Here is a 15515-nt window from a genome sequence, read left to right on the forward strand (position 1 = left end):
GCCATGACAGTCGCCGTCGACAGCACGGCCGCCAGGACGCGCGGCGGGCGCGCACCGCGCCCCGGCCCGTTCGGGCGCCTGAGGCGCTCGTACCAGAAGCACTGGTACGCGTACGCGATGATCGCGCCGGTCGTCGTCGTGCTCGGGGTACTCGTGCTCTACCCCCTGGTGCGGGGCTTCTACCTGACGCTCACCGACGCCGACAGCCTCAACTCGGCCCGCACCATCGGCGTCAACCACATCGACGCCACCTACCGGTTCATCGGCCTCGGCAACTACGCGGACATCCTGTGGGGACCGACCGCCTACGACCGCTTCTGGTCGCACTTCGTCTGGACGATCGTGTGGACGGCGCTCTGCGTGGCCCTGCACTACGTCATCGGACTCGGCCTCGCGATGCTGCTCAACCAGAAGCTGCGCGGGCGCACCTTCTACCGGCTGCTGCTCATCCTGCCGTGGGCCGTACCGACGTTCGTCACCGTGTTCTCGTGGCGGATCATGCTCTCCGACTCCGGGGTCATCAACTCCGTGCTCGGCTCGCTCCATCTGCCGCAGCCGCAGTGGCTGGAGGACCCGCTCTTCCAGCGCACCGCCGCCGTCCTCGTCAACACCTGGTGCGGCGTGCCGTTCATGATGGTGTCGCTGCTCGGCGGCCTCCAGTCGATCGACCCGGTGCTGTACGAGGCCGCCGAGATGGACGGCGCGAACCCGTGGCAGCGCTTCTGGAACGTGACCCTGCCGGGCCTCAGGCCGGTCAGCTCGACCGTCGTCCTGCTCGGCGTCATCTGGACGTTCAACCAGTTCAACGTCATCTTCCTGCTGTTCGGCAACACCGCCCCCGACGCCCAGATCCTCGTCACGTGGGCCTACTACCTGGGCTTCGGCCAGCAGCCGCGCGACTACGCCCAGTCCGCCGCCTACGGCGTGCTGCTCCTGTCGATGCTGGCCGTCTTCACGTCCTTCTACTACCGCTGGCTGAACCGCAATGAGCAGCTCGCCTGACGCCGCAGGAGCCGCCCCCATGAGCACCACGACCACCGTCGACGCCCCGGCCCCGCGCACGGACACGACCACCGAGGCCGTCCGCCCGCGACGGGTGCGCCGGCGCGGCGAGCGCAGCCGCCTCGCGACGTTCGCCACGCACGGCGTGCTGAGCCTCGCCGGCCTGATCGCCCTCTTCCCGATCGCCTGGCTGATCTACCTCTCGCTCGGCCCGGACAAGGACGACTACCTCCACCCCGGCCGCATCCTCGGCAAGGCGGCCTTCTCGAACTACTCGTTCGTCCTGGAGCACACCAACTTCTTCAAGTGGCTCCAGTCCACCCTGATCGTCTCCCTCGGCACCACGGTCGTCGGCGTCCTGTTCGCCGCCACCACCGGCTACGCCGTCTCGCGCATGCGCTTCCCCGGCCACCGCAAGCTGATGTGGATCCTGCTGCTCACGCAGGCGTTCCCGATCGCCGTCTTGATCGTGCCGATGTACGAGATCCTCGGCGACCTCGGCCTCATCGACACGTACGGCGGCCTCATCCTCGTGTACTGCTCGACGGCGGTGCCGTACTGCGCGTGGCTCCTCAAGGGCTACTTCGACACCATCCCCCACGAGATCGACGAGGCCGGCCGCATCGACGGCCTCTCGCCCTTCGGCACCTTCGCCCGGCTGATCGTCCCGCTGGCGAGGCCCGGCCTCGCGGTGGCCGCGTTCTACAGCTTCATCACCGCGTTCGGCGAAGTCGCCTTCGCCTCCACGTTCATGCTCGACGACGAGAAGTACACGTTCGCCGTGGGCCTGCGCAGCTTCGTCAGCGAACACGACGCGCAGTGGAACTACATGGCGGCGACCGCGGTGTTGATCGCCATTCCCGTGTCCGCGTTCTTCTACCTTGTCCAGAGGAACCTGGTCACCGGCCTCACGGCGGGCGGCACCAAGGGCTGAGACCCGCCGCACTCTCCGCCGCCCGCACGCACGCAAACCCCTGACGCAGCAAGGACACCATGAGTCAGCACACTGCCGACCCGGCGCAGGCCCCCTCGACCTCCGCCTCGACCTCCGCCTCGGCCTCCGTTCCCGCGGACGCGCCCACCGGCTGGTGGCGCGACGCGGTGATCTACCAGGTCTATCCGCGCAGCTTCGCCGACAGCAACGCCGACGGTATGGGTGACCTCGAAGGCATCCGCTCCCGGCTCCCGCACCTGAGAGACCTCGGTGTGGACGCGGTGTGGCTCAGCCCGTTCTACGCGTCCCCGCAGGCGGACGCCGGCTACGACGTCGCCGACTACCGTGCCGTGGACCCGATGTTCGGCTCCCTCCTCGACGCGGACGCCGTGATCCGCGACGCGCACGGGCTCGGCCTGCGCGTGATCGTCGACCTCGTGCCCAACCACTCGTCCGACCAGCACGAGTGGTTCAAGCGGGCCCTCGCCGAAGGCCCCGGATCCCCGCTGCGCGAGCGCTACCACTTCCGGGCCGGCAAGGGCGCGGACGGTGAACTGCCGCCCAACGACTGGGAGTCCATCTTCGGCGGCCCCGCCTGGACCCGCGTCGCCGACGGCGAGTGGTACCTCCACCTCTTCGCGCCGGAGCAGCCCGACCTCAACTGGGACCACCCCGCCGTGGGCGACGAGTTCCGCTCCATCCTGCGGTTCTGGCTCGACATGGGGGTCGACGGCTTCCGGATCGACGTGGCCCACGGCCTGGTGAAGGCCGCGGGCCTGCCCGACCTCGGCGCCCACGAACAGCTGAAGCTGCTCGGCAACGACGTCATGCCCTTCTTCGACCAGGACGGCGTGCACGACGTGTACCGCGCCTGGCGCCTGATCCTCGACGAATACGCGGGCGAGCGCATCTTCGTCGCCGAGGCGTGGACGCCGACCGTCGAGCGCACCGCCCTGTACGTGCGTCCCGACGAACTGCACCAGGCGTTCAACTTCCAGTACCTGGGCGCCTATTGGGACGCCGTCGAACTGCGCGACATCATCGACCGCTCCCTCGACTCGATGCGCCCGGTCGGCGCCCCCGCCACCTGGGTCCTGTCCAACCACGACGTGACCCGGCACACCACGCGCTACGCCAACCCGCCCGGCCTCGGCACCCAGCAGCGCGTCGCCGCCGACCCCGCGCTCGGCCTGCGCCGCGCCCGCGCCGCCACGCTCCTCATGCTGGCGCTGCCCGGCTCCGCGTACATCTACCAGGGCGAGGAGCTCGGCCTGCCCGACGTCGTCGACCTGCCCGACGAGGTGCGCCAGGACCCGTCGTTCTTCCGCGCGGCCGGGCAGGACGGCTTCCGCGACGGGTGCCGGGTGCCGATCCCGTGGACCGTCGACGGGCCCTCGTACGGCTTCGGGGCGGGCGGCTCCTGGCTGCCGCAGCCCGCGAGCTGGGGCGCGCTGAGCGTGGAGGCGCAGACCGGGGTGCCCGGCTCGACCCTGGAGATGTACCGCTCGGCCCTCGCGGCCCGGCGCGTGCACCCGGCACTCGGCGCGGGCGACCGCGTCGCGTGGCTTCCGGCGCCCGAAGGCGTGCTCGCGTTCCGGCGGGAGCCGCGCGGCGACGGCGAGGCGTTCGTGTGCGTCGCGAACACGACGGGCGCGGACGTGCGGGTGCGCGTGCCCGCGTCCGCTCGGACCCTGCTGACGAGTTCGGCCGCCGACGACATCCAGCACGGTGACGGCCACGCGGTCGTCCCCGCCGACACGACCGTGTGGTTCACGGTCTGACCCTGCTTCGCCGCTCTCCCCGGCCCCCCACCCGCGCGGCCGGGGAGAGCACCCCCCACAGCCCCCTGCACTTGGCAGGGACACCTCATCGGCACATCGACGTGCAGGAGGAACCATGGCTCACAGATCGCGGGCGGCCGCGCTCGCCCTCGCCGCCGGCACCCTCATAGGCTCCGGCCTGGTGACCGGCGGGACGGCGCAGGCCTCCCCGCCCGGCACCAAGGACGTCACCGCCGTCCTCTTCGAGTGGCGCTTCGACTCGGTGGCGAAGGAGTGCACCGCCAGGCTCGGCCCCGCCGGCTACGGATACGTGCAGGTCTCGCCGCCCCAGGAGCACATCCAGGGCTCCCAGTGGTGGACCTCGTACCAGCCGGTCAGCTACAAGATCGCGGGCCGGCTCGGGGACCGTACGGCCTTCAGGAACATGGTCGACACCTGTCACGCGGCCGGCGTCAAGGTCGTCGCGGACACCGTCATCAACCACATGGCCGCCGGATCGGGCACCGGCACCGGCGGCTCCCCGTACTCCAAGTACGACTACCCGGGCACCTACTCGGCCGCCGACATGGACAACTGCACGGCGCAGGTCAGCAACTACCAGGACCGGTTCAACGTCCAGGAGTGCGAGCTGGTCGGCCTCGCCGACCTCGACACCGGCGAGGAGTACGTGCGCGGCCGGATCGCCGCGTACATGAACGACCTCCTCTCGCTGGGCGTCGACGGGTTCCGGATCGACGCCGCCAAGCACATCGCCGCCGCCGACCTCGCCAACATCAAGTCGCGGCTCAGCGACCCGAACGCCTACTGGAAGCAGGAGGCGATCTACGGCGCCGGTGAGGCCGTCTCGCCCAGCGAGTACCTCGGCAACGGCGACGTCCAAGAGTTCCGCTACGCCCGCGACCTCAAGCGCGTCTTCCAGAACGAGAACCTCGCCTACCTGAAGAACTACGGCGAGGGCTGGGGCTACATGCCCTCCGGGCAGTCCGCCGTCTTCGTCGACAACCACGACACCGAGCGCGGCGGCGACACCCTCAACTACAAGAACGGCGCCGACTACACCCTGGCGAACGTCTTCATGCTGGCCTGGCCCTACGGATCGCCGGACATCAACTCCGGCTACGAATGGACCGACAAGGACGCCGGACCGCCCAACGGCGGGACCATGAACGCCTGTTGGCAGGACGGCTGGAAGTGCCAGCACGCCTGGCCCGAGATCCAGTCCATGGTCGCGTTCCGCAACGCCACCCGCGGCCAGTCCGTCACGAACTGGTGGGACAACGGCTTCCAGGCGATCGCCTTCGGCCGCGGCACCAAGGGCTACGTCGCCATCAACCACGAGTCCTTCGCCCTCACCCGCACCTACCAGACGTCGCTCGCCGCGGGCACGTACTGCGACGTACAGAGCAACTCGCCGGTGAGCGTGAACAGTTCGGGCCAGTTCACGGCGACGCTCGACGCCAATACGGCCCTCGCCCTGTACGCCGGCAAGTCCGGCTGCTGACACGGTCCCTCCGGCAACCCCCGTTCCGGCCGCCCGGCGCGTTTCTCCCCGCTCGCGCCGGGCGGCTCTGTCCGCGCACCCGCACCCCTGTGTCCCTCCCGCCGAGGAGCTCCCGTGATACGCCCTGCCCGAACCGGCCCCGCCCGGCCGCTGCCGAGACGCACCGCCGCCGTCGTAGCGCTCGCCCTGTGCGCGGCCCTCGCCCCGGCCCTGCCCCTCGCGGCCGCCGCCGAGAGCCCGCCCGCGCCCCCGTCCGACGCCCGGCTCGCCGCCGCACCGGCCCGCCACGACCTCACCCGCGAGCAGTTCTACTTCGTCATGCCGGACCGCTTCGCGAACGGTGACCCCGCCAACGACCATGGAGGCCTGACCGGTTCGCGTTCCGCCACCGGCTACGACCCCACCGACAAGGGCTACTACCAGGGCGGCGACCTCAAGGGCCTGACCGACCGGCTCGACTACATCAAGGGCCTCGGCACGACCGCCATCTGGCTCGCCCCGATCTTCAAGAACCGGCCCGTCCAGGGCGAGGGCAAGGACGCCTCCGCCGGCTACCACGGCTACTGGATCACCGACTTCACGCGGGTCGACCCGCACTTCGGCACCAACGAGGACCTGGCGAGGCTGATCGCCCGCGCCCACGCCAAGGGCATGAAGGTCTTCTTCGACGTCATCACCAACCACACCGCCGACACCGTCGACTACGCCGAGAAGGAGTACGGCTACCGTCCCAAGGGCGCCTACCCCTACCTCGACACCCGGGGCCGCCCCTTCGACGACCGCGACGGCATGCGCGAGGTCGGCGCCGGCTCGTTCCCGTACACCCCGAAGAACACCGGGCGGAAGGTGCCCGCCTGGCTCAACGACCCGACGATGTACCACAACCGCGGCGACTCCACCTTCGCCGGAGAGAGCGCCGAGTACGGCGACTTCGGCGGGCTCGACGACCTGTGGACCGAGCGGCCCGAGGTCGTCTCCGGCATGGAGAAGATCTACGAGCGGTGGGTGAAGGACTTCGACATCGACGGGTTCCGCATCGACACCGTCAAACACGTCGACCTGGACTTCTGGACCCAGTGGGCCACCGCGCTCGACGCCTACGCGAAGAAGCGGGGGCGGCCCGACTTCTTCATGTTCGGCGAGGTGTACTCCGCCGACACCGACGTCACCTCGCCCTATGTCACCCGGGGCCGCCTCGACGCGACGCTCGACTTCCCCTTCCAGGACGCGGCCCGCGCCTACGCCTCCCAGGGCGCCTCCGCCGACCGCCTCGCCAAGGTCTTCGCCGACGACTACAAGTACGCCGGCGACAAGGCCGACGCCTACGAACAGGTCACCTTCCTCGGCAACCACGACATGGGCCGCATCGGGTACTTCCTCAGGGCCGACGACCCGAAGGCGACCGACGCCGAACTCGTGCGGCGCGACAGGCTCGCCAACGCCGTGATGTTCCTGTCGCGCGGCAACCCCGTCGTCTACTACGGAGACGAACAGGGCTTCACCGGGTCCGGCGGCGACAAGGACGCCCGCCAGACCATGTTCGCCTCCAAGGTCGACGACTACCTCGACGACGACGAACTCGGCACGAACCGCACCCACGCCGAGGACTCCTACGACCCGAGCGCACCGCTCTACAAGGAGATCGCCGCTCTCGGAAAGCTCCGCAAGGACAACCCGGCCCTCGCCGACGGCGTCCAGACCGAGCGCTACGCCAAGGGCTCCGTGTACGCCTTCTCCCGTACGGACGCGAAGACCGGCACCGAGTACGTCGTCGCCCTGAACAACGCGGCCGAGGCGAAGGACGCGACCTTCGCGACCGGTTCGGCCGGTACCCGCTTCGACGGCGTGTACGGGACCGACAAGGCCGTGACCAGCGGCTCCGACCGGGACGTCACCGTCACCGTGCCGGCCGGATCCGCCGTCGTCTACAAGGCCGCGAAGCCGCTGCCCGCGCCCGCCGCCGAGCCCTCGCTCACCCTCCACGCCCCCGCCGCCGGAGCCACCGGCACCGTGACCCTCGGCGCCGACGTCGACGGCGGACAGCTGAACCGCGTCGTCTTCGCCGCCCAGACCGGCAACGGGGCCTGGCACACCCTAGGCTCCGTCGACCATGCCCCGTACAAGATCACCCAGTACCTCCCCGGCACCGTGGCCGCCGGAACACCCCTGCGGTACAAGGCAGTCGTGGTGGACCGTGCCGGACGCACCGCGAGTGACCTCGCCACCTCGACGGCGGGGAAGGCGCCCGTGCCCGCCAGGCCCAGCGCCGTCGACCGCGCCTACGCCGTCGTCCACTACCGGCGCGCCGACGGAGACTACGACGGCTGGCAGCTCAAGTCGCCGGCTGGAACAGGGGACTTCACCGGCCGTGACGCGTACGGCGCCTTCGCCTGGGTGAAGCTCGACGAGAGCGCCGCCGACGTCACGTACACCGTCGAGAAGGGCGGCACGGCCGACGGGCCCGCGCGCACCATCGACCTGGGCGCGACCGGAGAGGTCTGGGTCGAGCAGGGCAAGGACGGGCAGAGTGCCACCGCGCCCGACGGTATTTATCCGCCGCAGGACAGGACCAAGGCCGTCCTGCACTACCAGCGCGCCGACGGCGACTACGACGGCTGGGGCCTGCACACCTGGACCGGCGCCAAGAACCCCACCGACTGGTCCAAGCCGCTCCAGCCCGTGAAGAAGGACGCGTACGGCGTCACCTTCGAGGTGCCGCTCGCCGACGGCGCGACCTCGCTCAGCTACATCCTCCACAAGGGCGACGAGAAGGACCTGCCCACTGACCAGTCCCTCGACCTCACCGCCGACGGCCACGAGGTCTGGCTGCTCGCCGGACAGGCCCGCCACGTCCTGCCGCAGACCGGGGGAGCGCCCGACCTCGACCTCACCAAGGCCGAGGCCCAGTGGATCGACCGCGACACCGTCGCCCTGCCCGCCGGCGGCAGGGCGGCCCTGTCCGCCCAGCTCGTCTACGCCCGCGACGGCGGCATCACCGTCGAGGGCGGCGCCCTGAGCGACGAGGGCCGCTGGCTGCGCCTGACGAAGCGGGCGAGCGGGCTCACCGAAGCGCAGCTCGCCCGCTTCCCGCAGCTCAAGAAGTACGACGCCTACACCGTCGACCCCCGCGACCGCGGCCGGATCCGCGACGCCCTCAAGAGCCAGCTGCTCCTCACGAGGCGCATCGCCAACGGCGCCCTCGTCACGGCGACCGGCGTGCAGACCGCCGGAGTCCTCGACGACCTGTACGCGGCCAAGGCCCGCACGGCGGCCCTCGGGCCCGTCTTCGCGAAGGGCCGCGTCACCCTGTCCGTCTGGGCGCCCACCGCCCAGTCCGCCGCCCTCGACCTGGACGGCCGCACCGTCCCCATGCGCCGCGACGACGCCACCGGCGTGTGGTCCGTGACCGGGCCGCGCTCCTGGCAGGGCAAGCCGTACCGGTACGCCGTGAAGGTGTGGGCGCCCAGCGTCCAGAAGGTCGTCACCAACAAGGTCACCGACCCGTACTCCACCGCCCTCACGGCCGACTCCGAGCGCAGCCTCGTCGTCGACCTGGACGCGAGGAACCTCGCCCCGTCCGGCTGGCAGGCCCTGAAGAAGCCCGAGGCCGTGCCGCTGCGCGACGCCCAGATCCAGGAACTGCACATCCGCGACTTCTCCGTCGAGGACCGCACCTCACAGCACCCCGGCACCTATCTCGCCTTCACCGACAAGGACAGCGCGGGCAGCAGGCACCTGCGCGAACTCGCGAAGGCCGGCACCTCGTACGTCCACCTCCTGCCCGCCTTCGACATCGCCACCATCCCGGAGAAGAAGTCCCGACAAGCCGTCCCCGACTGTGACTTGACGTCGTACGGGCCCGCCTCGGACCAGCAGCAGGCGTGCGTCGGCAAGACGGCGGCCAAGGACGCCTACAACTGGGGCTACGACCCGTACCACTACACCGTCCCCGAAGGCTCCTACGCCACCGACCCGGACGGCACCGGCCGCACCGTCGAGTTCCGCAAGATGGTCGGGGCCCTGAACGCGGACGGGCTGCGGGTCGTCATGGACGTCGTCTACAACCACACCGCCGCGAGCGGCCAGGCGAAGACGTCGGTGCTCGACCGCATCGTGCCCGGCTACTACCAGCGCCTCATGGCAGACGGCTCCGTCGCCACCTCCACGTGCTGCGCGAACACCGCGCCCGAGAACACCATGATGGGCAAACTCGTCGTCGACTCGGTCGTCACCTGGGCCAAGGAGTACAAGGTCGACGGCTTCCGCTTCGACCTCATGGGACACCACCCCAAGGCCAACATCCTCGCCGTCCGCAAGGCCCTCGACGCGCTCACCGTCGCGAGGGACGGCGTCGACGGCAAGAAGATCATCCTGTACGGGGAGGGCTGGAACTTCGGCGAGGTCGCCGACGACGCCCGCTTCGTGCAGGCCACGCAGAAGAACATGGCGGGCACCGGCATCGCCACCTTCTCCGACCGCGCCCGCGACGCCGTGCGCGGCGGCAGCCCCTTCGACGCCGACCCCGGCGTCCAGGGCTTCGCCTCCGGCCTCTACACCGACCCCAACTCCTCGAAGGCGAACGGCAGTCCGGCGGAACAGAAGGACCGGCTCCTGCACTACCAGGACCTGATCAAGGTCGGCCTGACGGGCAACCTCGCCGCCTACACCTTCACCGACAGCGCCGGCCGCACGGTCAAGGGTTCCGACGTCGACTACAACGGCGCCCCCGCCGGATACGCAGAGGCGCCCGGTGACGCCCTCGCCTACGCCGACGCCCACGACAACGAGACCCTCTACGACGCCCTCACCTACAAACTGCCCGCCTCCACCAGCGCCTCCGACCGCTCCCGCATGCAGGTCCTCGCCCTCGCGACCGCCGCGCTCTCGCAGGGACCCGCGCTCTCCCAGGCCGGCACCGACCTGCTGCGCTCCAAGTCCCTCGACCGCAACTCCTTCGACAGCGGCGACTGGTTCAACGCCGTCCACTGGGACTGCCGCGACGGCAACGGCTTCGGGCGCGGACTGCCGCCCGCCGCCGACAACAAGGACAAGTGGCCCTCCGCCACACCCCTGCTGACCTCGGTGCCCGTGGCGCGGTGCGCGGACATCGAGCGGACGTCGGCCGCGTACCGGGATCTGCTGAAGATCCGTACGACGGAGCGGGGCTTCGGTCTCGCGACGGCCGGGCAGGTGCAGGACGAGCTGTCCTTCCCGCTCTCCGGCAAGGACGAGACGCCCGGCGTCATCACGATGCGCCTCGGTGACCTCGTCGTCGTCTTCAACGCCACACCGCGCACGCAGGAGCAGCACGTCGGCGCGGTCGCGGGCACCCCGTACCGGCTGCACCCGGTGCAGGCGGCGGGCGGCGATCCCGTGGTCAAGTCGGCCTCGTACGACGCCGGTTCGGGGACCTTCACGGTCCCGGCGCGGACGGTGGCGGTCTTCACGCGCTGACCGCGAACGCCCGGTGGGGCGGGGGACCGGCCCCTGCCCCACCGGGCGTCAGGACACCGCGACGGGCGCGAGCGCGACCAAGCGGCCGATGAGGTCGCCGAACGTCCCGTCGGCCGGCTCGCCCGCCAGGATGCGCCGCAGCAGCGCCGCCATCTCCTCGTCGTACGCGGCGCTCACCGCGGCGAGCGCGGCGAAGTCGTGCACGAGCTGCGCCTCCAGCTCACCGCGCGGGATGCGCCGCCCGTCGAGCCAGATCAGCGCCGTGGACTCGGCGAGCGAGATCCACGAGCGGACCACGAGCTCCAGGCGGGCGGACGGGGCGGTGACCCCGAGATGCGCGAGGATCTGGACGTACGCGGCCTGCCGGACCTCGTCGATGAGCGCGTTCGTCGTCGACGAGCCGACGGCCGGGCCGCCCCGCATCAGCGCCGAGAAGCCGGGCCCGTGCTCGTCCACGAAGTCGAAGAAGCGGCCCATGACGCGGATCAGGCGGGCGCCGAGCGGACCGTCCTGCGGCTCCTCGAAGCGCTGCGCCAGATCGTCCGCCGCCCGCCGCAACGCGGCCTCGTACAGGCTGAGTTTGCCCGGGAAGTAGTGGTAGACCAGCGGCCGGGAAATGCCCGCGGCCGCGGCTATCTCGTCGATGGAGACGTCGTCGGGGGAGCGGTGGCTGAACAGTTCGAGTGCGACCCCGATCAACTGCTGCCGCCGCTCCTCGACTCCCATCCTGCGGCGCACCCCGGTTGTCATACGAACACCCTACCGAGCAATTCCGGCCCCGTGTCGCGCCGGTCCGCCTGTGGGCGTCACAGGTCGAGCACGAGGCGTTCGCCGCGTGCCCGGGAGACACAGATCAGCATCGAGTCGTCACGCTCCGAGTCCGTGAGCAGCTCGTCCCGGTGATCGATCTCCCCCTCCAGGACCCGCTGTTGGCACGTCCCGCAGAAGCCCTGCTCGCAGGAGTACGACACGCTCGGCACCTCGGCGCGCACCGCCGCGAGCACCGAGGTGCCGGCCGGAACGGCGACGGTGCGGCCGCTGCGGCGCAGCTCGACCTCGAACGGCCCGTTCCCGTCGGCCGACGTGTGCGGGGCGAAGCGCTCCAGATGCAGCTCGCAGTGGCCGGGAAGCGCCGCGGCCACGGCCTCCATCAGGCCCTCGGGCCCGCAGCAGTACACCGCCGTGCCCGGCGCGCGGTCGGCGAACAGTCCGGCCAGATCCGGGCGCCCGTCCGCGTCCTCGGCGACGACGGTCACCCGCCCCCGCTCACCGCCTAGCTTCTCCACCTCTTCCAGGAACGGCATCGAGGCGCGTGTGCGGCCCCCGTACAGCAGGTGCCAGTCGGCGCCGCGTGCGTCGAGGGCGCGCAGCATCGGCAGAATCGGGGTGATGCCGATGCCGCCCGCGACGAACACGTACGAGGGGGCGTCCGGGGCGAGGGGGAAACGGTTGCGCGGCCCGCGCACCTCGATCTCCATCCCCTCCTGGAGCTGCTCGTGCACCTCGCGCGACCCGCCCCTGCCGTCCTCGACGAGCCTGGTCGCCACGGTGTACGACGAGGTGTCCTCGGGGTCCCCGCACAGCGAGTACTGCCGGATGAGGCCCGAGGGCAGGACGAGGTCGAGGTGCGCGCCCGGCTCCCAGGCGGGCAGGGCCTGTCCCTCCAGGCGGAGTTGGGCGACGCCGTCGGCGACGGTCTCGTGCCGGGTGAGAAGAAGGCGCAGGGCCCGCGCGCGCGGACGGCCGGAGATGGGCTCGTCGAGGGCGGGCATCGGCCACAGGGGCGACGCCTGGATGCGGCGGCGCATGGCCCGCCGGGCCACCAGGGCCGTGCCCGCGACGAGGAGGACGGTGCGGAGGCGGGGCATGGTCAGACGGCTCCGTTCGAGGTCCGGGCCTCGGCCGCGGTCGCGGCGGGGGACGAGGCCAGATAGGCGACGGCCTGAGCCGTGCTGCCCTCCTGGGAGGGGTGGTAGGAGCGGCTGAGGTAGCGCGGGATGGACTTCAGCATGGCGCCGGTGGAGGGCAGGACGCCCCGTTTGCCGCCGTGGTAGAACTCCTTCCAGGACGCCTTGCCGTCGAGGACGGTCGGGTCGTTCTCCATGAAGTAGCGCGCGCCGCGCTGCCACAGGAACATCAGGGCGGAGAACGCGAGCGCCCAGGTCCGCACCCGGCGCCGGTAGCCGCCGTCGACGTGCTCGAACAGCTCGAAGGCGACCGAGCGGTGCTCGACCTCCTCCGCGCCGTGCCAGCGCAGCAGGTCGAGCATCGTGGGGTCGGCGCCCTTGCGGTCCAGCTCGTCCGCGTTCAGGACCCAGTCGCCGAGGAACGCGGTGTAGTGCTCGATCGCGGCGATGAGCGCGACCCGCTCCATCAGCCACCACTCGCGGGCCCGCCCCGGCGGCAGCGTCCGGTCGCCGAGCAGCTTCTCGAAGAACCAGTCGACCTGCGCGGTGTACGGGGTCGGGTCGAGGCCCTGGTCCTTGAGGTGCGGCAGTACCTCGTCGTGGGCCTGCGAGTGCATGGCCTCCTGGCCGATGAACCCGATGACGTCCTCGCGCAGCCGGTCGTCGCGTATGTACGGCAGGACCTGCTTGTAGACGTGGACGAACCACCGCTCGCCCGCCGGCAGCAGGAGATGCAGCACGTTGATCGTGTGCGTGGTGAACGGGTCGTCCGGGATCCAGTGGAGCGGGGTCTTGTCCCAGGAGAAGGAGACCCTGCGTGCCTTGAGCGCGACGTGCTCGTCAGCGACGGGCCGCGGCGCCCGGCTCTGCGTATTAGACATGGCGTCAATGTACTGACGGGTAGAGGGTCGGTACACCCCTCGCGCACGGATTTCTTTACGGGGACGTCAGCAGCGGGTTACCTCCGGGGCCCCGGAGCCGGCGCAGGGCCGGGACCCCGGGGTCAGCGCAGGGCGCCCACCTGGCGGCCCGACGCCGTGCGGCCGGACAGCTTCGCCGTGGTGCCTGGCCGGGCCGGCGCGGCCAGGATGTTGCCCGCGGCCCGGACCCCGCCCGACGACGCGACGGACGTGACCTGCCGGCTCGCCCCGGCCACCACGTACCAGGTGCCGCCCCGCGACTTCCACAGGACGCCCGCCAGCACCAGCGGGTCCCGGTTGCCGCACGCCGGGGTGCCCTCCGCCGTGGCCGCGACCGCCGCCGTCACCGCGCCCGGCGCCGTGAACAGGGCCAGGGTCCGCGCCCCGCCGCCCCGCCACGTGTCGGCCCGCGCGCACGACCAGTCCGCCGTGCCGGCGCCCTCGGGGAGCGGCTGGCGGGCGTACGCCCAGGAGTTGACCGTGCGCACCCCGTGGGAGCGGACGGCGGTCAGGGAACACGCCGTGTGCTGCCAGTCGGCCGCGACCGCCTCGCGCGGGGCGCCGGGGCGGCCCGCGGTGAGGTGGGCCGGGACGAGTTCGCCGAGGTCGGTGGAGAGGCGCGTGCCCGCGTCGTCCCGCAGGGCCAGCGCGTTCCACGACGTGCAGCCGCGGGCGAGCGCCGGGCTGGCGAACGGGGCCGTGACACCGTCGCGGTCCCGGTGCAGCGGCATGGGCGCGGCCGACGGGCGCAGCAGGTTCCGTACGGCCGCCGCACGCACCCAGGGCGCCGTCAGATAGCGGACGTTGCCGTCGGCCCGGTCCACTACCAGGGCGCCCGCCTCCGGTCCCGTCGCGCCGTCCGCCCGGGCGAAGTCGAGCGCGGCACCGCTCGTGCCGTCCTTCGGCTCCGCGTACCGCACGACCCGAAGACCGTCGTACAGGAGCACGATCCGCGCCCCGTCGGCCTCGCCCGCGTAGAGGAGCTGCGGGGGGCCCGGCGGGGCGCCGGCCTGGGTGCCCGGTGTCGCGGAGACCTGGACGGACCCGCCCGGCCGCGCCCACACGGCGAGGGCGCGCCGCAGCAGCGCCCGGTCGCCGGTCAGGGAGCCGCGCGCCGGCCAGACCGAGAAGTCCGTGCGGGCCGAGGTCTGCCAGGCCGTGGCCGGGACCTTCGTGAGCCGGGCGGGATCCAGGGCCGCCCGCCCGGCCGGATTCTGCGCGTACGCGGGCGCGGCGGCGCCGTCCGGGGCCCAGCCGCCGCCCGGCAGGCCGAGCAGCGCCCCGCACACCAGCGTCGCGGCGGCGGCCGCGATCACGGCCTTCACGTGCTGCCTGCGCCGCATCAGGTCGGGCGGCCTCGCCTGGAGCGAGCACGGGTCGAACTCGGTCGACTCCAGGAGCGTGAGCGCCTCCTTCCCCGCGGGCGTGACCACGCCGTCCGCCTCGGCGAGCGCGGCGTCCGGGTCCTCGGCGCCCGCCGCGTCGAGCAGGTTCCGTACGGCGGTGTCGTCGAGCCGTTCGAGGCCGCGCAGGACGAAGGCGGCGCGGCCGGGGCCGCTGAGCGCGGAGAGCCGCTGGTCGAGGGCCAGTTCGTCGGCGCCGCCCGAGCGCGGGAAGAGCCGCAGGCCCCACACCTGGGGGAGCAGGGGCGGCAGTTGCGAGCGCCGGGGCCAGGCCGGGCGGCGCAGCGGCCGGCCGGCGTCGAGCGCGGTGCGCAGGACCCTGAGCCGGACGAACCCGTAGCCGGGGTCGGCGTGGCGTCCCTGTGCGGTGCGCGGCGCCGGGATCGCCGCCGCCACGGCCGAGGTGCGGGCGCGCGGCAGGGCGCGCTGCGTCAGGGAGTGCGCCGTGAGCACACGCCGGTTGCGGCCGAGGCTGGGCGGGAGCACCAGATAGGCGAGCCGGACGAGCCGTGGATAGTGCTCGACGAGAGCGGCCTCGGCCTGCTCCACGTCGACGACCGGGCCGGGACGGGGGACGACATCCTGTGACTGCACCTTCGACTGCACGTTCAGC

9 protein-coding genes are annotated in these 15515 nt (G+C 71.9%); 5 read left to right on the top strand and 4 right to left on the bottom strand.

The features are described 5' to 3' along the window. Positions 1-3: 3 nt before the first annotated feature. The 5 genes from EOT10_RS11805 (at position 4) to pulA (ending at position 10672) form a co-directional block, all read left to right on the top strand. Positions 4-1002, top strand: coding sequence for a carbohydrate ABC transporter permease (locus EOT10_RS11805; protein ID WP_127828073.1), 999 nt, complete (start codon positions 4-6; stop codon positions 1000-1002). A 19-nt stretch (positions 1003-1021) separates the two neighbouring features. Then, complete coding sequence (locus EOT10_RS11810; protein WP_127828074.1) at positions 1022-1936, top strand: sugar ABC transporter permease; 915 nt, start codon at positions 1022-1024, stop codon at positions 1934-1936. A 59-nt stretch (positions 1937-1995) separates the two neighbouring features. Then, positions 1996-3717, top strand: coding sequence for a glycoside hydrolase family 13 protein (locus EOT10_RS11815; protein WP_127828075.1), 1722 nt, complete (start codon positions 1996-1998; stop codon positions 3715-3717). A gap of 115 nt (positions 3718-3832) precedes the next feature. Further along, positions 3833-5218, top strand: a complete 1386-nt coding sequence (locus tag EOT10_RS11820) for an alpha-amylase (RefSeq protein WP_127828076.1) — start codon at positions 3833-3835, stop codon at positions 5216-5218. A gap of 150 nt (positions 5219-5368) precedes the next feature. Next, positions 5369-10672, top strand: coding sequence for a pullulanase-type alpha-1,6-glucosidase (gene pulA / locus EOT10_RS11825; RefSeq protein ID WP_127828226.1), 5304 nt, complete (start codon positions 5369-5371; stop codon positions 10670-10672). Positions 10673-10720: 48 nt separating this feature from the next. Here the strand turns inward: pulA and EOT10_RS11830 are convergent, their stop codons facing one another. From EOT10_RS11830 to EOT10_RS11845, 4 genes are all read right to left on the bottom strand, one after another. Beyond that, the gene (locus EOT10_RS11830; protein WP_127828077.1) at positions 10721-11422 is read right to left on the bottom strand and encodes a TetR/AcrR family transcriptional regulator; all 702 of its coding nucleotides are present in this window, start codon (positions 11420-11422) and stop codon (positions 10721-10723) included. Positions 11423-11478: 56 nt separating this feature from the next. Next, positions 11479-12546 (bottom strand): PDR/VanB family oxidoreductase, encoded by a 1068-nt coding sequence (locus EOT10_RS11835; RefSeq protein ID WP_189491479.1) that lies wholly within the window; start codon positions 12544-12546, stop codon positions 11479-11481. Then, complete coding sequence (locus EOT10_RS11840; RefSeq protein WP_127828079.1) at positions 12543-13460, bottom strand: metal-dependent hydrolase; 918 nt, start codon at positions 13458-13460, stop codon at positions 12543-12545. Before EOT10_RS11840 ends, EOT10_RS11835 begins: the two co-directional genes overlap by 4 nt. Positions 13461-13582: 122 nt before the next feature. After that, on the bottom strand, positions 13583-15496 hold the full coding sequence (locus EOT10_RS11845; protein ID WP_127828227.1) for a hypothetical protein: 1914 nt from the start codon (positions 15494-15496) through the stop codon (positions 13583-13585). Positions 15497-15515: the final 19 nt, after the last annotated feature.

Source organism: Streptomyces antnestii, from assembly GCF_004005495.1.
Classification (GTDB): Bacteria; Actinomycetota; Actinomycetes; order Streptomycetales; family Streptomycetaceae; genus Streptomyces; species Streptomyces antnestii.